At 67.8% G+C, this 18,462-nt stretch carries 13 protein-coding genes, 2 pseudogenes and 1 riboswitch; of the genes and pseudogenes, 11 read left to right on the top strand and 4 right to left on the bottom strand.

Going from position 1 to position 18,462, the window contains the following annotated elements:
• The first annotated feature begins 100 nt into the window (after positions 1-100).
• The 8 genes from AB0M18_RS11595 (at position 101) to AB0M18_RS11560 (ending at position 11,381) form a co-directional block, all read left to right on the top strand.
• Positions 101-1,108, top strand: coding sequence for an SEC-C domain-containing protein (locus AB0M18_RS11595; protein WP_365756654.1), 1,008 nt, complete (start codon positions 101-103; stop codon positions 1,106-1,108).
• A 69-nt stretch (positions 1,109-1,177) separates the two neighbouring features.
• Positions 1,178-1,660: a very short patch repair endonuclease gene (locus AB0M18_RS11590; protein ID WP_365756653.1), complete on the top strand. Its 483-nt coding sequence runs from the start codon at positions 1,178-1,180 to the stop codon at positions 1,658-1,660.
• Positions 1,661-1,878: 218 nt separating this feature from the next.
• Positions 1,879-4,428, top strand: coding sequence for a Z1 domain-containing protein (locus AB0M18_RS11585; RefSeq protein WP_365756652.1), 2,550 nt, complete (start codon positions 1,879-1,881; stop codon positions 4,426-4,428).
• A complete protein-coding gene (locus tag AB0M18_RS11580; RefSeq protein ID WP_365756651.1) occupies positions 4,425-5,450 on the top strand; it encodes a PD-(D/E)XK motif protein in 1,026 nt (341 codons plus the stop codon). The genes AB0M18_RS11585 and AB0M18_RS11580 overlap by 4 nt, the downstream gene beginning before the upstream one ends.
• Positions 5,447-7,390 (top strand): hypothetical protein, encoded by a 1,944-nt coding sequence (locus tag AB0M18_RS11575; protein ID WP_365756650.1) that lies wholly within the window; start codon positions 5,447-5,449, stop codon positions 7,388-7,390. The genes AB0M18_RS11580 and AB0M18_RS11575 overlap by 4 nt, the downstream gene beginning before the upstream one ends.
• Before the next feature lie 122 nt (positions 7,391-7,512).
• A complete protein-coding gene (locus tag AB0M18_RS11570) occupies positions 7,513-8,283 on the top strand; it encodes a hypothetical protein (RefSeq protein ID WP_365756649.1) in 771 nt (256 codons plus the stop codon).
• A complete protein-coding gene (locus tag AB0M18_RS11565; RefSeq protein WP_365756648.1) occupies positions 8,283-10,022 on the top strand; it encodes a DUF6339 family protein in 1,740 nt (579 codons plus the stop codon). The genes AB0M18_RS11570 and AB0M18_RS11565 overlap by 1 nt, the downstream gene beginning before the upstream one ends.
• 51 nt (positions 10,023-10,073) lie before the next feature.
• Positions 10,074-11,381 carry a DNA cytosine methyltransferase gene (locus AB0M18_RS11560; RefSeq protein ID WP_365756647.1) on the top strand — a complete coding sequence of 436 codons (1,308 nt, stop codon included), beginning with the start codon at positions 10,074-10,076 and terminating at the stop codon, positions 11,379-11,381.
• Between the two features lie 172 nt (positions 11,382-11,553).
• Here the strand turns inward: AB0M18_RS11560 and AB0M18_RS11555 are convergent.
• A pseudogene (locus AB0M18_RS11555) lies at positions 11,554-11,856 on the bottom strand (glycosyltransferase); the annotation flags it as partial.
• A 368-nt stretch (positions 11,857-12,224) separates the two neighbouring features.
• Here AB0M18_RS11555 and AB0M18_RS11550 point away from each other — a divergent pair.
• Together AB0M18_RS11550 and AB0M18_RS11545 are read left to right on the top strand one after the other, a co-directional pair.
• Entirely contained in the window at positions 12,225-12,761 is a 537-nt protein-coding gene (locus AB0M18_RS11550; protein WP_365756646.1) for a hypothetical protein, read from the top strand.
• 330 nt (positions 12,762-13,091) lie between these two features.
• The gene (locus AB0M18_RS11545) at positions 13,092-13,403 is read left to right on the top strand and encodes a hypothetical protein (protein WP_365756645.1); all 312 of its coding nucleotides are present in this window, start codon (positions 13,092-13,094) and stop codon (positions 13,401-13,403) included.
• On the opposite strand, the gene AB0M18_RS11540 is transcribed toward AB0M18_RS11545, so the two are convergent.
• Entirely contained in the window at positions 13,381-14,649 is a 1,269-nt protein-coding gene (locus AB0M18_RS11540; protein WP_365756644.1) for a DUF445 domain-containing protein, read from the bottom strand. The two genes, AB0M18_RS11545 and AB0M18_RS11540, sit on opposite strands and share 23 nt — an antisense overlap.
• A 203-nt stretch (positions 14,650-14,852) precedes the next feature.
• Positions 14,853-15,428 (bottom strand): annotated as a pseudogene (locus AB0M18_RS11535) (transposase); the annotation flags it as partial.
• 158 nt (positions 15,429-15,586) lie between these two features.
• On the opposite strand from AB0M18_RS11535, the gene AB0M18_RS11530 reads away from it, so the two are divergent.
• Positions 15,587-18,013: a transglycosylase domain-containing protein gene (locus tag AB0M18_RS11530; protein WP_365756643.1), complete on the top strand. Its 2,427-nt coding sequence runs from the start codon at positions 15,587-15,589 to the stop codon at positions 18,011-18,013.
• On the opposite strand, the gene AB0M18_RS11525 is transcribed toward AB0M18_RS11530, so the two are convergent.
• Entirely contained in the window at positions 17,991-18,311 is a 321-nt protein-coding gene (locus tag AB0M18_RS11525) for a multidrug efflux SMR transporter (protein WP_365756642.1), read from the bottom strand. The two genes, AB0M18_RS11530 and AB0M18_RS11525, sit on opposite strands and share 23 nt — an antisense overlap.
• Before the next feature lie 38 nt (positions 18,312-18,349).
• Positions 18,350-18,411: riboswitch (guanidine-III (ykkC-III) riboswitch) on the bottom strand.
• Positions 18,412-18,462 lie beyond the last annotated feature (51 nt).

Here is an 18,462-nt window from a genome sequence, read left to right as displayed (position 1 = left end):
ACGACGACCGGAACCCGACCACGCGACCTCTCTCGCACGGCGGGCACGATAAGCGCTGAGGCGCCAACTCTCCAGGGCCGTACAGCAGTACGGTGAGGACATGCGCCCCGACACGCCTGCCGACCACACCACCGAAGCCGAGCGTCTGCTCCGCACCGCGGGGCAGTACCCGGAGGACCGCGAACCGCTGCTGCTGCGTGCGGCCGCCCACCTGGAACTGGCGGGCGAGCGGGAGCGGGCGACGACCCTGTACGACGACCTGCTGGCCTCCGAGCCGGGGAACCCCCTCCTCATCAGGTCACTGAAGGCCTCGAACCTGTGGGAGTACGGCCACGAGGCCGAGGCCCGCGCGATCATCGACGGCGTCCGGCGCGCCCGCCCGGAGGAGCCGACGCCGTGGGAGATCGTGGCGGAGACGCTGGAGGCCCACGACGAGCTGGAGGAGGCGGAGGCGGTCTTCACGGAGGCGGCCGGGATGCTGGTGCTGCCGGGCGAGGAGACCTCCTACGGGTTGCAGTCTCTGTTGTCGGGCCGCCACCGAGTGCGCAGGATGCTGGCTCTCCCGCACGACGCGTGGGACGCCCTCGCGGACCGCCTCCACACGGCGGAGGTCCCCCTGGACGAGCTGCACGACCCGAAGCGCCTATGGTCCCTCGGCTCCTCGGACCCGGCCGAGCTCCGGGCCGAGATCACCCGCCTCCGCTCGGAACTGGGCTCCTACCGCACGGCCCTCTCCCGCCCCTTCCCGGTCGCCGTCCTCCACTGGCCGGAACCGGAACTCGACGAGCTCCTCGCGGCCTACCCCGAGCTGGAGGCCGAGTACCCCACTTACACGGCCCACCTCACCGACATCGAGGCCTCCCTCCGCGAACTCGCCCAGTCCGGCACCCCCAACCTCGGCATCGTCCCCGCCACGGTCCCCTCCTACGAGGCCTTCGCCGCCTCCGAATCCTCCACCCCCGCCACCCCCTCCCTCCTCCCCCAATACGCCACCACCCTCGCCGCCCGCGGCCGCGCGGCGCCCTGGCCGCCCGCCCGGACGGCGGACTGCTGGTGCGGCTCGGGACGGACGTACGGCGAGTGCCACGGCGCGGACACGCGTGTATAGGACTGGGGCGGCGACCGTACCGGAGGCCCTGATCCGACACCGCGGTATCGTGCAGCGGCATACTCGACCATGAGGGATCAGATGACCGGCGACTCCGCACCCGAGCTGCCCGAGGGCTCATGGGCTTCGAGCCCGGGGACGCGCCGGAGTATGCAGTCGAACAAGGGGCGCGACACCAAGCCCGAGCGGGCCCTGCGAAGCGAAGTCCATGCTCTCGGCCTCCGCTACCAGGTCTCCAAGCGCCCGATTCCGGCCATCAGGAGAACCGCCGACCTGGTGTTCACCCGGGCGCGTATTGCGGTGTTCCTTGACGGCTGCTTCTGGCACGTGTGTCCTGAACACTTCACCGTCTCCCGAACCAACCCCGAGTACTGGGCGGATAAGGCGGAGAAGAATCGGGCCCGCGATCGGCAGACGGACAAGCTGCTCCGGGAGGCCGGATGGGCCGTTCTTCGGGTATGGGAACACGAGGACCCGCATGAGGCGGCAGCTCGCGTGAGGGAACTCTACGATCGCCGCGTCGCCACACAAGGTGACGGAAATCGACGCTGAGGCTCGGCGGATCCATCGCCTTTCAGCCACAGAACGATCGCTTCCGTACCGGTTGTGAGATCGATGCCCTTTTTCGCGAGCCGAAGCACCCAATAATGTGTGGCCTTGAACAAAGGTGACGTGCCGGCACGCTGCTCAGCAGATGCCCCCCACGACGTCGGAGCGCCCCTGGGTTCAACCGACCTGAAGCGCACGAGACAGGGGAGCGGTCACCGCCCATGACCGAGGCAATCGACGGCATGTACGACACGTTCAAGGCTCTCCTGGACTCGTTCCCCCCATCGGAAGCGGTCAAGCGACTGGAGCAGTTCAACGTCAGCCCGGAGACCATCGAGCAGATCCGCGAGCGGCACGAACAGCAGACGGTTCGCATCAGGGAGCTCGAGGAACCCCATGCGGTCATCTTGGGCAACCGCGACACCTGGTACACCGGACCGCACGCCAAGGACAAGTGCTGGCCTGCGATCGTCGACATCCTTCGCAAGGACGGATGGCCGGAGGACCCTGCCGTCAACTCCTTGGACGACTCCTCAACGCGTGTGGTCTCTCTGCTGAACCACCCCAAGGAGAAGTCCTTCTCCACACGCGGGCTCGTCGTCGGGTACGTACAGTCGGGCAAGACGACGAACTTCACCTCCGTGATCGCCAAGGCGGCCGACCGGGGTTACAAACTCTTCATCGTTCTCGCCGGCGTCCACAACGGGCTGCGCCGGCAGACCCAGGCGCGCCTGGTGCAGCAGCTCGTCGAACCGAACCCTGCGATGTGGTCACAGCTGACAGGCCTCGACCGGGACTTCACTCCCCAGGAGAACCCCGCCTCCTACTTCGGCAAGAGCAACGGGACACGTGTGCTCTGCGTGGTGAAGAAGAACGCGACGGTACTGCGCAAGCTGTTCCGATGGCTTGAGAAGGCGTCCGACTACCTGAAGGACTGCCCGACTCTGATCATCGACGACGAGGCCGACCAGGCGACAGTGGCGACCAAGTCGATCAACCCGCTGATCATGAACATCATGAGCACCCTGCCGAGGTGCGCCTACGTCGGCTACACCGCCTCACCGTTCGCGAACCTGCTGATCGACCCGAGTGCGGAGGACCTCTACCCCAAGGACTTCGTGGTCAACCTGCCCAAGCCGCAGGGGCACTTCGGCACCGAGGTCCTCTTCGGCCGCTATGCCCTCGACGGCGAAGACCCCGAGCAGGTCGACGACGGTCACGACATGATCCGATCCGTTCCCGAGGACGACGTGCCCTGTGTACGCCCCATGACGAAGTCGGACGTCGAGGGCTTCGAACCGGTCGTCACCGACACCCTTCAGACGGCGATCGAGTACTTCTGGCTGGCCACCGCCGCACGGCGTGTGCGCGGCACGGGGAACCAGCACAACACGATGCTGATCCACACCAGCGTCAACACCACGGTGCACAACAGCTTCCGCAGGCCGCTCGAGCACCTGCGTGATCGCACCGCCGTCTCGCTGTCGGACGAGGCCTTCCTGTTGCGGCTGCGAGGGCTGTGGGATCGGGAGACCGCTCGAGTACCCGCCGAGGAGTTCGAAGAGAGCAAGGTTCCGTTCGAGACGCTGCTGCCCGAGCTGCCCGAGGTGCTCAAGAGTTGCCGCATCATCATGGACAACTCGAGCAGCGAGGATCGTCTGGACTACGAGAACGGTCCGGTCACGGCGATAGCAGTAGGCGGTAACACCCTGTCACGGGGTCTGACTCTCGAGGGCCTGTCGGTCAGCTACTTCGTCCGGGCTGTATCGGCGTACGACACCCTGCTCCAGATGGGCCGCTGGTTCGGTTTCCGAAACGGCTACGCCGACCTCCCTCGCATCTGGATGACGGACGAGTTGGCCGAATGGTTCAGGCACCTCGCCACGGTCGAGACCGAGATGCGCCGCGACGTCGACATCTACATGACCGAGGACGAGACGCCGCTCACCTTCGCGGTACGTCTGAGGACTCACCCCGCCCTTCGTGTGACGGCGGCGGCCAAGATGCGCGATGCCGTGACGGCGGCGTCCTCCTACGGCGGCAAGCGTGTCCAGACCCATTACTTCCACACAGACGGTGAGTGGCTGCGTGGAAACATCGCCGCCGCCCGCGATCTGGTCGGTGCGGCGGTCGTGAACGCTGTCATGGCCGACATGCGCCCCGCGGAGGGCCGGTTCGTGTATCGCGGCGTCCCCTACGACCTGGTCATGGACTTCCTGTCCTCCTACCGGTTCCACGAGCAGTCCCCCGAGAACGATGCCGAGCTGCTGGCGGACTACATTCGCAAGCGCGTCGCGGCGGGATCGCTTCGACGATGGAATATCGCGATCGTCGGCAATCCCCGAGGCGAGGACTTCGAATTCGCTCCCGGTGTCTCCGTGGGACGCAACGTGCGCGCACGCCTCTCCACGCCGTATCCGACCCCGGGTCTCGCCGACATCAAGACCCTGATGAGCCGTCGGGACGCTGCGGTGGACCTCGACGGGGACGTCTCGAGTCTGACCGAGAAGGGCATCATGGACCGGCGCCGCGTCGAGCTCCCCGACACCGGCCTGCTGGTCTTGTACCCGATCGACAAGGTCTCGGCGCCGAGCCCCTCGAAACTGCGGCGTGAAGCGTTGAACGCCGAAGAACATGTCGTCGGTGTGGGCCTGGTCTTCCCGGCACCCCTGCACGACAGCACTGTCGAGAAGTACATCTCGGCCGATCTGTCGAAGATCCGTCTCGAGGACGAGGACTACAGCAGCATCCTCGACGGCGACGACGCATGAGCGAGGAGATACTGCGGAGTCTCGTCGAGGAACGCTGGACCGCACTCGAGGCCGAGCAGACCACGGGTGAGAGACGCCTTCGCGTCTCTCACCTCCCGATCGTCGTCGAGCACGACAATCCCCTGGCGGTGGCCGTGGACCACCGGGGATTCCGCCACGTCCTCGTTCCCATACCAGCGCATCGCCGAGTGCGGCCCGGACTGGATGGGCCTGTGCTTCAGCTGCGCAAGCGCCCGTTGGAGGATGACGACACCTACCAGACGTATGCGGATCTGGCGTGCCTGCGGAGCGATCTCAACGATCTCTTCACCGAGCTGTGTATCGACGTGTTGAGCATGGCCGAAGGACATCCGGAGAATCCACTGAAGGCCCTCCATCATGTCCTCGACCGCTGGAGGGAGCTCTTCCGCACTCAGGGCAGTCCTCTGACCGGCGAGCAGCTCACCGGCCTCTTCGGTGAACTCGCCGTCCTCTGCCGCCTGTTGGAGAAGGATCCGAGTGCACATCGCCTATGGCTTGGGCCTGAGGGCCACAGGCATGACTTCTCATCCGGATCCACGGCCGTCGAGGTGAAGGCCGGCACCTCCGCGGGGCGAAGGCCACGCATCCACGGTCTCGACCAGCTCGATCGGCCGACCGCCGGATCCCTCGCCCTTGTGTGGTTTCGTCTGCAGCCCACCGCCGGCGGTTCGCTCGGCACGTCCGTCGTCGAGCTCGTCGATCGGGCCAACAGGCTCTGCGACGACGAGGGCTCTCTCCTCGCACTGCTCGCCACCGCCGGATACCGCCCAGTGGATGCCGACCGCTACCAGGGCGTGCGGTTCCTCATCGAAGAGGAGAGGTGGTACGAGGTGGGTCCCGGGTTTCCCGGCATCACGACCAGGGCCCTCATCGAGGCGGGGCTGCCGGTGTCCGTCCAGAACGTCGAATACACGATAGATCTCTCGGGTGACCTCCCCGTCACGCTGACAGACGAAGAGGTATCGCAAGTGATCGACGACATCCTTCAGGAGGCCCGGTGACCGAGCCCCGCTGGTTCTCCCAGCCGTATCCGCCGGAAGGGGCGAGCGCCGCCGAGGGCATCCGGAACCAACTCGGTCGCCCCGAGCTCGACTTGCTCACCATCCTCGTACGTGAGTCGGCCCAGAACAGTTGGGACGCCCGATCTACGACATCGGCAGACCCTGTCGACTATCGCATCGACGTGTCCACCGTCGGCCCTGCCCACATCGGTACATGGCGCGAGCTCCTTCTCTCGGGCGCACCGGCGAAGGCGGAGGAATTCCCCCTACGCGACACGCTCAGGTACGGACCTGTCCGGCTTCTCTCCGTGTCGGATCGCGGGACCCGCGGATTGGGAGGCCCGACTCGCGCCAACGATGCCGTGGGGACCGATCGGGACTTCGTCTCCTTCATCCGCAATATCGGCGAGCCCCGTGACAGGGCTCTTGGCGGCGGAACCTACGGCTTCGGCAAGGGCATCTTCTACCTGCTCTCGAAACCGGGGACGATTCTCGTCCATACCCGGTGTCGAACTCCGCAGGGTGAGCTCGAGACACGACTGATCGGTTGCACCCTCTGGAAGAGCCACGTGGCCGTCCAGAACGGGGAAAGCCGTCGTTTCACCGGGCGACACTGGTGGGGCGCCCCCTCGACCGACGTGATCGAGCCGCTGACAGGAACGCAGGCCGACACAGTGGCGCGTCGCCTCGGGCTGAGACCGTTCGCCACCGAGGAGACCGGCACGACCGTCGTCGTCATCGACCCGAGTCTGGACGAGCTGGAGCCATCCGAGGCAGCGGACTATCTGGCCGAGACCATCGCCTGGCACCTCTGGCCGAAGATGGTCTCCACCGAGGGCGGCAACCCCGCCATGCGCTTCTCCGTCACCTGCGACGGAGTCGACCATCCGGTCCCGGATCCACGAGAGACCGCCCCACTCGACATGTTCGTCTCCGCCTACGAGGTGATGAAAGGAGCCGACGGCAGCGACCTGCAGTGCTTCAAGCCCAAGCGCCATCTCGGGCGATTCGGGGCCGTGAAGCGTATTCGGCCCCCGCTGGAGCCCAGTCGTGCGGGCCGCATGCTGAATATCGAGAGCCTCGTCCATCACGTCTGTCTGATGCGGCCGGCCGAGCTGGTCGTCACTTATCGACCAGGTCCGAAGCCTCCGAGCGAGAACCTCGCATACGCCGGAGTGTTCCGGGCCGACGAGTCCATGGACGAGGTCTACGCCAAGGCCGAGCCCCCCACTCACGACGCCTGGAACCCGCAATCGCTGGAGCGGCCCGAGAGCACATACGTCCACACGACGTTCCGCCGCATAGACGAGGCGCTGGATCAACTGCTGTCACTCGGCGGCGGCGCACGTGCGGGATCACGCAGCGTTGCGCTGGGAGCAGCGAGCACGCTCTTCTCCGGTCTGGTCGGCGGCGCCTGGGGCATCGGCGGAGCGACCGCCTACTCCAAGCCCGGGAGCACAGCGACGCGAGCCGGAGCTCAGGAGATCGCGGGGAAGAAGAAGCGGGCCACGGCCGGCGGTATCACTCGCGGCGCCTGGAATGCGAGTGAGGGAGACGGCACCTTCGCCGACGCTGGTGAGACGGACGCCCCCGGGCGTCGCCGGCGACCGCGAGTTCAGTACGTCGGTGATCCCTACTTCGACGATCGCGATGACGTGACTGTGCTCGTTCAGGAGTTTCGTCTGCCTGTATCCATGCCTCAGCGGGTGCACGTCGACCTGGCTGTGGCACTGCCCGGAGTGGGAGGCCGTGAGACGGATCCGCCCATCGGGGCGCACATGCCGACACTCGTGGGGTGGGAGGACACCGACGGGCGTCTGTACACGACGGAGACCTGTGTGATCGAAGGCGGCGAATCCGTCTGGCGTGCCGTCGTGCAACCCGCACCCGACACGATGACCGAGATCGGCATCAGGGTCGAGGCGGTGAGCACACCATGAGTAGACGTGTTCTTCCGTACCGCAGCCCGTCCGAAGACGTGGTCGCCGCCGAGCCCTGGCGACTCGTCGTCGACGACGGGGAGGTGCCTCTACCCGAGGCACTGCCCCACTGGGACTACCGCATGGACCTGACTCTGCGGAGAACCGTACACGTCGACCTCGATCGCGTTCGTGCCCAGTGCGGCCTGCCTGAAGAGACCGTGCTGATGCTGGCCACCGTGTGGACGGCCAGCGGCTCCAACCTGAGCGGCCCGGCACACCGGACGCGGCTCACCGACCGTGGCGTCTGCGCCGTCGACCTGGAGGTCCGACTTCCCGGAGCCGATCTCGGTGGACTCCTCGTCCTCGACACGGCCCTGGTGCTGGCCGAACGTCGGAGCGACGGCAGGCCGTCGTCTCCCCGTCGTGCAGGCTCCGTCCTGTGGAGTGAGCGGGACTCGGTCCGCCTTCAGGGTGATGCGCCGCAATTCCCCATGGCCGTGATCGACTTCGCCAACACCTCGTTTCCGGACGGCGCGGCCTGGCACCTGCAGATCAGCGGCGGACTGGAGAACGCGACCATGGGCTCCCTTCTGCTGCTCGTCAACGAACGAAACAAGATCACCACCGCCGCCTTCGAGAACGCCCACAAGCCGCGTGCTGTCGATCAGGTCGTACTGTCCGCGGTGTACGCGGACGCGGCCCGCATCATGATCGAGTATGCGCTCTCCCATGAGGACTTCTCAGAGGAGTCCGATTACGCGGAGGACTCCCTCGGGGCCACCCTTCTGAGCCTCTTCGACCAACTGTTCCCCGATCAGTCCATCACCGATCTCCGGCTGCGCCGTCTCCAGTCACCGGCGATCTTCGCCTCGGACCTTCAAGCCGCCGTCAAGATCTTCGAGGTGTCGTGATGAGCCTTCTCTATCCGCGGCTGCTCATCCAGCAGGCCAGACAGTTCTACGAGGAATACCGCGACCTCTCGACCGCCGAGCTCGGCGGACGGGTGTCCCACTCCCACCCGTCGGCGGTGTACGTGGCCACCGGCGGCGATCGAGTCTCGATGGAGCGGCTCAAGGAGCTGCGTCGGGCCGTCGTCGAGCTGGCCGAACGCGCGGGCTTCCCTCACACTTCCGACCGCGCCCGTAATGCCGAGTTCGATCTCGGGCTGGCCGCCCTCCTCCACGCGGAGACGGGCATGGTCCCCGCGGAGGCCGCCTCCCGAGACGTCTGGGCCTTCCTCGCCCTCGTCGTACTTCCCGATGTCGCGTACTGGCGTTATCCGCAGCCCCCGAGAGACCGTGTCCTCGGAACCGACCTCACTCGGCATGTGTTCGGTCGACTCTGGTGGCGTGCGCAGCTCGTGCGATCTTCCGACTCTGCGAATCCCTACAGTGCTCTGTCGATCCTCGGTGAAGCGGCGTTCGACCAGATCTATGCCCGACGCACTGCTCTGGGTGGAAGCCCTCACATGGTGCGCGCGATCCTTCGGGTCTGGAACGACCTGGACCTGCACGGGCTCAATGAGCGGGACACGCTGCGCGACTTCCTCAAGCGTCTCCTTCGGCTGGCTCCCTTCGTGCTTTTCGACGGGATCGAGGACGGCGCCCTGGACACCGAGCTACGGGCCGTGGCGCAGGAGTCCATCGGCGCTCAGCGCCCCGCACCTGCACCCTCACCCTCACCCTCACCTACGACGAGGACACGGTTCACGTCGGTGGAGATATGCGCTGGAGCAGGAGCTCAGGCGCTGGGCCTCGAGCTCGCAGGATTCGATCCGTTGCTCCTCATCGACAGCAAGGCCGACGCCTGCTTCAGCATCGACCTGAATCGCCCCACCTGGGACGTCGTCTGCATGGACGTCGTGCAGTTCCGCTCCGACATGCGTCCGGACATCATCGGCGTCGATCTGCTGAGCGGCGGCTTGCCCCGCGTGAAATCGCCGGCCACCGTCGGGCGAGACGAGGACACCGAAGAGCGAAGGGTCCTTCGAGCGACAGTCGAATTGGCATGCTCGATCGGACCGAAGGCCGTCTTGCTTGAGAACGTACCGGATCTGGTGGAGAGCCCGGCCTTCGACGAAGATCGCGCCTGGATCGAGAAGAAGCTTGTCAGCGCGGGCTATCGTTCAAGCTGGCGAGTCCTCAACGCTTCGAACTTCGGTGTCCCTCAGAACCGAAGCAGTGGCTTCCTGATCGCGATGCGCGAGCCGCACTTCTCACGCTTCATCTGGCCGGAGGCACAGGCAACCCCGCCGCCGACAGTCGGTGCCGTGCTCGGTCCATCGATGGCCTCACACGGCTGGCTCGGTGCAGAACAGTGGATCAAGAACGCCGACCGCATCGCGCCGGCCCTGATCGGGGGATCCGACCGGCGAGGCGGTGCCGACCTCGGGCCCACGGGTAGCAAGAAGGCCTGGGCCGCCCTGGGCGTGAACGGAAACAGCCTCGGTGACGAACCACCCGGCCCCGACTTCCCGACGGACGCCCATCCCAAGCTGACGGTCGAGCAGGCCGCGATGATTCAGTCGTTCCCCTCGGAGTGGAGGTTCTCCGGCGGCAAGACGTCCAGGTACCGTCAGATCGGCCATGCGATGCCGCCTCCTCTGGCGGCGGCGGTCGGACATGCCATCGCAGCGGCTCTGCGAAGCTAAGATCGCACCATGCGTGCGTCCCGTCCCACCCCCCCCGAGCCCATCACCGTCGTGGACCTCTTCGCCGGCTGCGGCGGCTTCACCCAGGGGTTTCACGAGTTCAGGCCGGACAGCGGGGACGGCGGCGGACCCGTCTTCCACAGCATCGCGGCAGTCGAGCACAACAAGGCTGCGGCTGCCACCTATGCGGTCAACTTCGGCACGGGTCGCCCGGACCAGTCACGCCCGGGGGCACGGGTACACCTCGGCGACATCGAGGAATGGGAACCGACTCCGGAAGCACTCCATGCAGACGTGATCGTCGGCGGCCCGCCCTGTCAGGGCTTCTCCGCGCTGAACCGCAAGAAGAAGGGCAGCGAGCGCAATCGTCTCTGGGAAGAGTACGTGCGCATCGTGGGAGCGATCCGTCCCAAGGTGTTCGTCATCGAGAACGTCGACCGGTTCCTCAAGTCGGACGAGTTTCGGAACCTGCTCCAAGAGGTGAAGAAGGGAGGCCTGCTCGAGAACTACGAGCTCGTCGCCCCTCCCGGCATCGAGGCATCGGACACCGAGGAGAAGCGGAACAGTCGCTACCTCCTCAACGCTGCCGACTACGGTGCGGTTCAGGCGCGTCGCAGGGCCATCGTCATCGGCGTTCGTCGCGATCTCGACAATGGTCGTGCCATGTCCTACCCGCCGCGAACCCATGTCCGCCGCCCCAGGCGGACCAACGACATGCCCGGGCAGCTGGATGGCGTCGACATGGGGTTCTCGTTCTGGAAGCCTGTGGACAGCGTCTTCGCGGAGTCCTCCAAGCTTGAGATCCGGGGAACCGAGCTGCCAGATGACAAGGACCACATTCCAGACGTCGATGCCATGATGCCGGGCGCATTCACAACGACGGACCTTCACTTCGGGAGGAATCCCGAGCTGCTTTCGATCGCACGCTACAAGGCCATCCCTCGCGGTGGTAACCGGAAGGACCTGCGCGGGAAGTGGTTCACCGTCGACGAGACGGGTCAGATCTCTCTCCTGGACAGCAAGAATCCCCCCGGCGTGCGAACTCCGGTGAAGTATCTGTCGACCGAAAGCTGGGACAAGCACAACAGCGGCACAGGGGATGTCATGGGACGCCTCCGCCTCGGAGAGCCCTCGGTCACCATTCGAACCGAGTTCTTCAAACCCGAAAAAGGCAGATACCTGCATCCGGTCGAGGACCGCCCGATCACCCACTACGAGGCTGCTCGCATCCAGGGCTTCCCGGCGGAATTTCGCTGGTGTGGGTCGAAGACCGAGATCGCGACTCAGATCGGGAACGCTGTACCTATCCCGCTGGGGCGGGCAATAGCTTCAGCCATCTACGCATATCTTCGCGGTTGATCATATCGATCGGCGACAGCCGCAACAGAATGCCGAGGCCGGCCAAAATGATTGACCGGCCTCGTAGTCGTGCGCTCCCTGAAGTCTGACTAATCCCGCGGAACATTGTTGAGCGCCTCCTCCTTCGATGTCGCAACCGAATGCGGTCGCTTTATTTCAACGACGACCAGTGCGAGGCGAGGTCGCCCAGTCCGGCCACCGGGGATCAGGCAGGGCAGGCCGAGCAGCAGGGCCACGGCCGCGCAGCGACTCCAGCCCTCCCGCATCTGGGGGAGGAAGACGCCGACATCGCACGCGCACAGCAGCCGCAGGTACTGTTCACGGTCGACGTCCTCGCCCGCGTACACGCCGATCACGTCCGGCGGCAGACCGAACTCTGCGCGGCACTCGGTCCAGTCGAAGCCGCGGCCCCCTCGACCTCCGTGAGGAAGTCGGCCCTGTACAGGGCGACGCAGACCACGGCGGCGCACTGAGGCGAAGGTTCCGCCGGCGGACCGTCGAGGCCAGGCGGGCACATCGGTCGCCGCCGGTGGAACGGAGTCGAGCCCATGTGACGGATGGTTCGCTGGTGACCCGGCACAGCGGCCAAGTGCGCGCCTCCATCCCGAGCGTGGAAGGAGTGAACTCCGGTGACGGCAGAGGAGTTTCGAGTGGCTTCCCGGGCGGCTTCGGCGCGGACGGGTTCGCCCAGGGGGCGTGCGTGATCACGGTGGGGCGCGTGAAGGGCTTCCGGAGTCGGTACCGGGGAGCGATCCGTGGGATTTCCCTGACCCTCGGGCCTACCGCCGACTACCGTACGAACGCACCGCATTACCCACAGCGGTCATAACAGGAGGAGTCCCTGTGCCATCTCCCTGTCACCCCCGGCACGCTCCCGTCGGCGACGTGGGCACCGCGCTCATGATGATCGACTCTCAGCTCACGGCCATCCGCAACGGCAAGGACGGGACCGACCCCGAACAACGGTCGTGGGTCGCCCAGGTCGCGGCCTCCCTGGGTCCCGGGGGAGCCGATGACGTGCTGGACGGTGCGTGCACGCTCATCTACATGTTCATGCAGTGGCTGCGGATGGCCTACGAGGACCACGACAAGGACGTCATCGAGTACGTCGTGCCCAACCTCGTGGGCACCATGCGCATGATGCACAAGAGCGTCCGGCCCGAGGCCATCCCCACCATGGCCGGCCTCGTCGTCGCCGCGGGCACCGGCCTCAGCCCCAACCTCTGGCGAAAGCAGTACGGAGACTGGACCAAGGAGGAGCTGACTCCCCTCGAAGCCACCGCCCTTCTGCTCGCGGAGCACATCAACCGCCTCACCGACGACCCCGACTTCGCCACCCGTATGATCACCGAGGCCCTGTCCAAGACGCTCGAAGACTGAGCCGAGGAAAAGGGAGCCCCTCCCACGACACCGACCCGGCCGAGCAAAGTCGGCAATCCTCAGCCGAAATGGGGCGGGTGTGAACTCCTGTGACTTCAGAGGCGGCCACAGGGCCCAAGGACTCCCGTGAGCGGGGTTTGCATCGCCCTCCGACTGTGACCGGCGGGGCATGAGTCCCGCTGGCCCCTGCCACGAACCGGGCCCCCACCCACCGGACGGAAGGGTCCCCTCAGCTGAGCGATCCCCGGCCCCTGCGCAGGAACCTCACCCCTCAGGCCTCTCGTTAGGCTCGTGAGTACGAGAGACCTCGCCGACTGATTGGACCTCGCCATGCCCAGCGCCCGTACCCTCTCCCCCGCCATCGCCGCCGCCGGGCTCGTCGGCGGGTACGCCGTGGCGCGGTGGACCAAGAAGCGGCCGCTTGGTGGAGTGGTGCTGGCCGTGGCCGGTGGGGTGGCGGCGCGGGAGTGGACGCAGGTGGCCGGGGGGAAGGCGGCGGCCGGGCTGACCGCCGCATATGTAGGGGCCTTCGCCGGGTCTCATCCGCTCGCGAAGAAGATCGGGGCGTGGCCTGCGGTGTTCTCCGTGGCCGGGGCGATGGCCGGAGCGGCCTACGTGGTCAGCCGCCCAGCGCGTGGCTGACCGTGTAGATCAGCAGGCCCGCCAGTGCGCCGACCACCGTGCCGTTGATGCGGATGAACTGAAGATCGCGGCCGATGTTGGCCTCGATCTTCTTGGAGGTCTGGGTGGCGTCCCAGCCGGCGACCGTGTCCGTGATCAGTGAGGTGATCTCGGCGCGGTAGGTGGTGACGACGTAGGCCGCGGCGTCCTCCGCCCAGCCCTCGACCTTCGTCTGGAGGCGGGCGTCGGTCGAGAGGCGGGTGCCCAGGGAGATCAGGGAGGCGCGGGCGCGGCGGCGGAGCTGGCTGTGTTCGTCCTCGGCCGCCGCCAGGATCAGGGCGCGGACCGAGGACCAGGCGGAGGCGATGACGTCCTGGATCTCCGGGCGGGCCAGGAGCTCGGACTTCAGGCGCTCCACCCGCGCCCTCGTGTCGGTGTCGCCCTGGAGGTCGGCGGCGAAGTCCGTCAGGAAGCGGTCGATCGCGCCGCGCGCCGGGTGGCCCGGCATGTCGCGCATCTCGGTCACGAAGCGGAGCAGCTCCTTGTAGACCCGTTCGCCGATCCTGCGGTCCACGAAGCGCGGGGTCCAGCCGGGCGCGCCGCCCTCGATGGCCTCCATCACCGAGTCCCGGTGGGTGATCAGCCAGTCGTGACCGCGGGCGCAGACGAGGTCGACGGCGCGGTGGTGGGAGCCGTCGGCCACCATCCGTTCCAGGGTCTTGCCGAGGCCGGGGCCGATCTCCGCCGCCTCCGCCCGCCGGGTGATCGCCTCGCCCACGACCGCCTGCACGTCCGAGTCGCGCAGCACCGTCAGCGCGCCCCGCAGGGCGGCGGCCAGTTCGGAGGTGACCCGGTCCGCGTGGGCCGGGTCCGCGAGCCAGATGCCGAGGCGGCGGGCGATGCCGAAGCCGCGCAGCCTGCCCCGTACGACATCCGCGGAGAGGAAGTTCTCGCCGACGAAGGAGCCGAGCGAGGCGCCCAGCTGGTCCTTCTTCGTCGGGATGATCGCGGTGTGCGGAATGGGCAGCCCCAGCGGGCGCCGGAAGAGCGCCGTCACCGCGAACCAGTCCGCGAGCGCACCGACCATGCCGGCCTCGGCCGCCGCCGCGACATAGCCCGCCCAGGCGCCCGCGTCCGAGGACTTCGCCCAGGTCGCCAGGGCGAAGATCGTCGCGACCAGGGCGAGCAGGCCCGTCGCCAGCGCCTTCATGCGCCGGACGCCTCGGCTCTTCTCCTCGTCCGCCGCCGTGTACGTGAAGCTCACCATCGCACCGTCACCACTCCACCTCCATACCTGACAGACTCCCAGGCCGCATCCGGAGTTCCTCGCAGGCGGACCCTGGCATCCGGCTTCCGGCATAGGTGTACGACAGGTTGACTTCCACCCCCTCGCGAGCAAGGGGGAGTCCTACAGCTCGCGCAGTGGGGTTTTCTGCTTCGCAGCAGGCTGCCCGCCCGGAGTTCTCCGTGCTGGGCCCGGGCGATCCGCGCACGGTCACGGCGCTCATGCCGGGGGTGGGCGATCTTCTCACCAGTGGACAGGGTCAGAAGGTGATCAAGTCCCACGTCGATGCCCACGTCGATGCCCACGTCGATGCCCACGTCGATGCCGTTCGCGGGCAGCGGCTTCACGCCGGGATCCTCGCACAACAGCGAGACGAACCAGCGCCCGGCCGCGTCCTGCGACACGGTCACCATGGATGGCTCGGCCCCCTCTGGGAGCGGACGCGACCACGCGATCGTCAGTGGCTCCGCCATCTTCGCCAGCGTCAGCTTCCCGTCACGGAACCGGAACCCGGACGTGGTGTACTCGGCGGACTTCCGCGACTTCTTCTTCGACTTGAAGCGTGGATACTTCGCCTTCTTGCCGAAGAAATGAGTGAACGCCGTCTGCAGGTGCCGCAGGCATTGCTGCAACGGCACCGAGGACACCTCGTTCAGGAATGCCAGCTCTTCGGTCTTCTTCCACGCCGTCAGCATCGCCGATGTGGTGTTGTAGTCGACCCGCCCCTGCCGCGCCCACGCCTCCGTACGAACGGCAAGCGCCCTCACAAACCAGCCAGGTTGCGCGTGAACAACAATGCGCGGCCAGAGGATGACGCTCCGCTCGCGGAATGGACCAGACCGGGGAGCGGAGTCGAGTCGTTTTGCGGACTTCCGGCGCCACGCGTGCAGGATGTAGTGTTATGTCCCCTTCATCCGGTATGCCCACCAGTGCGGCGAGCGAGGCCCTGCCGTCGGAGCCGGAGGCCTGGGAGCCCCGCGACCCGACCCTCCCACCGCGCGCCCCCGGACGCCCGGGCCCCCAGCCCCACCCCCGACCCCGTCGGCCCCGGCGTCTCCGCCGCCTCCTCCGGCGCCTGTTCGGCCTCGCCGCGCTCGGCGCGCTGCTCCTGCTCGGCGGGCTCGTCGCCGGCTACCTCCTCGTGGACGTACCGGCCGCCAACGCCGCCGCCGTCGCCCAGTCCAACCTCTTCCTCTACCGCGACGGCACCCAGCTCGCCCGGGACGGCGAGGTCGACCGCGAGAACGTCAGCCTGGCCCGGGTCCCGCTCGGCGTGCAGCGCGCCGTGCTCGCCGCCGAGGACCGCGACTTCCACACCTCGCAGGCCGTCGACCCGCGCGCGATGGTCCGCGCCACCTGGAACACCCTCACCGGCAAGGGCCGCCAGTCCGGCTCCACCATCACCCAGCAGTACGTCAAGAACTACTACCTGGGCCAGGAACAGACCCTCACCCGCAAGGCGAAGGAGTTCTTCATCGCGCTCAAGCTGGGCCGCGAGAAGAGCAAGGACGAGATCCTCGAGGGCTATCTGAACACCAGTTACTTCGGGCGCAACGCGTACGGCGTGCAGGCCGCCGCCCGCGCCTACTACGGCAAGGACGCCCACGGCCTGAGCACCGCCGAGGGCGCGTACCTCGCCTCGCTGCTCAACTCGCCGAACGCGTACGACGTGACCGAGCACCCCGAGAACCGCGACCGGGTGCTCGCCCGCTGGCACTACGTCCTGGACGGCATGGTCTCCGAGGGCTGGCTGTCCCCCGCCGCCCGCACCGCCGCCGTCTTCCCCGAGCCGCAGCCGGCCCGCGCCTCCGCCGGCCTGTCCGGACAGCGCGGCTATCTGGTGCAGGCCGTCGAGCAGTACCTCACCGAGCACGGCATCGTCGACGAGAAGACCCTCGCCGCCGGCGGCTTCCGGATCACCACGACCCTGGAACGCGCCAAGCAGGACGCCTTCGTGAAGGCCGTCGAGGAGAACGTGACGGCGAGACTGGACCCGCGGCGCAATCCCACCGACCGTTTCGTACGGGTCGGGGGCGCGGCCATCGAGCCGGGCTCCGGCCGGGTCGTGGCGCTCTACGGCGGCATCGACTACACCCGGCAGTTCGTCAACAACGCCACCCGCCGCGACTACCAGGTCGGATCCACCTTCAAGCCCTTCGTGCTCGCCTCCGCGCTGCAGAACGGGGCGCAGACCCAGGAGGGCGAGCGGATCACCCCGAACACCGTGTACGACGGGGACAACCGGCGCCCGGTGCAGGGCTGGAGCGGGGAGGACGGCGCGCCCTACGACCCCGCGAACGAGGACGACGAGAGCTACGGCCCGATCAGCGTCCGCACGGCCACCGACCGCTCGGTGAACGCGGTGTACGCGCAGCTTGCGGTGGACGTCGGCCCGGCCCGGGTGCGCGACACCGCCGTGGCACTCGGCCTGCCGGCCCGCACCCCCGACCTCACCGCCACGCCGTCGATCGCGCTCGGCCCGGCCACCGCGAGCGTCCTGGACCTCACGCAGGCGTACGCGACGCTCGCGAACCACGGCCGGCACAGCACGTACACGCTGGTCGAGAAGGTCTCCCGGGACGGCGAGGAGCTGGAGCTGCGGGACACCGACGGGCGGCAGGCGCTGTCCCGCGAGGCCGCCGACACCACCACCTCCGTGCTGCGCAGTGTGGTGCGCGACGGCACGGGCACGGCGGCCCTCGCGGCCGGGCGGCCCGCGGCGGGCAAGACGGGCACGGCGGAGGACGACAAGGCGGCCTGGTTCGCCGGCTTCACCCCGGAGCTCGCGACCGTGGTCGCGATGATGGGCCAGGACCCGGAGACGGGCCGCCAGCTGCCGCTGTACGGGGCCCTCGGCCAGCCGCGGATCAACGGGGGCGGGGCGCCCGCGGAGATCTGGGCCCGCTTCACGCGGGACGCGCTGGCCGGGGTGCCGGCGAAGGAGTTCGACCTGCGGCTGATGGAGGGCGCGGAGGAGCTGTCGCTGGAGCCTCCGCTGTCGGACCATCCGGGCGAGGGGTACGAGGGGCCGCAGCGCCCCCGAGGGAAGGCGGCGCACGTGCCCAGGACGGCGGCGGTACGGGAGCGGGGCGCCGAGCCGGTGCGGCGCGAGCCGCGCCGGGAGGAGCCCGCGAGGCCGGCGGAGCCTCCCCTGCAGGTGCCGCAGCCGGTGCAGGCACCGCCGCAGCCGGGACCCGAGCCCGAATCCGCACCTGCTCCCGTACCCGTACCCGTACAGCCGACCGAGGCACCCGTGGCGGCGGCCCCCGTGGACTCCGGTGCGCCGGTGACGCCCGTCAGCGGCATCGGCGGCGGCGGCGGCGTCAGTGGCCCGACGTCGCCTTGAGACCGACCACCGCCACGAGCAGCAGACAGACGAAGAAGATCCGGGCGGCGGTCGCCGGCTCGCCGAGCACGACCATGCCGAGCACCGCCGCACCGGCCGCGCCGATGCCGACCCAGACGCCGTAGGCCGTACCGATGGGGAGGGACTTGGTGGCCTGGGCGAGCAGCACCATGGAGGCGATGATCCCGGCGACCGTGAAGACGCTCGGCCAGAGGCGGGTGAAGCCCTCGGTGTACTTCATGCCGATGGACCAGCCGACTTCGAGCAGACCGGCGAGCAGGAGAAGGACCCAGGCCATGACGACGCACCTCCGAGAGACGAGCAAGACGGAACAGGGGTGCGTCGTCTTGTCGTGAACCCGGTACGGCGCGTCTCGTCGGGATGCTGTCGAGCTTAGCGAAGGACAGGCAAAGGCCCTGGTGACACCGGTCACCAGGGCCTTGGGCCAT

Source organism: Streptomyces sp. NPDC051909 (genome assembly GCF_040681095.1).
GTDB lineage: Bacteria > Actinomycetota > Actinomycetes > Streptomycetales > Streptomycetaceae > Streptomyces.
This window is presented reverse-complemented; position numbering and strand designations above follow the sequence as displayed.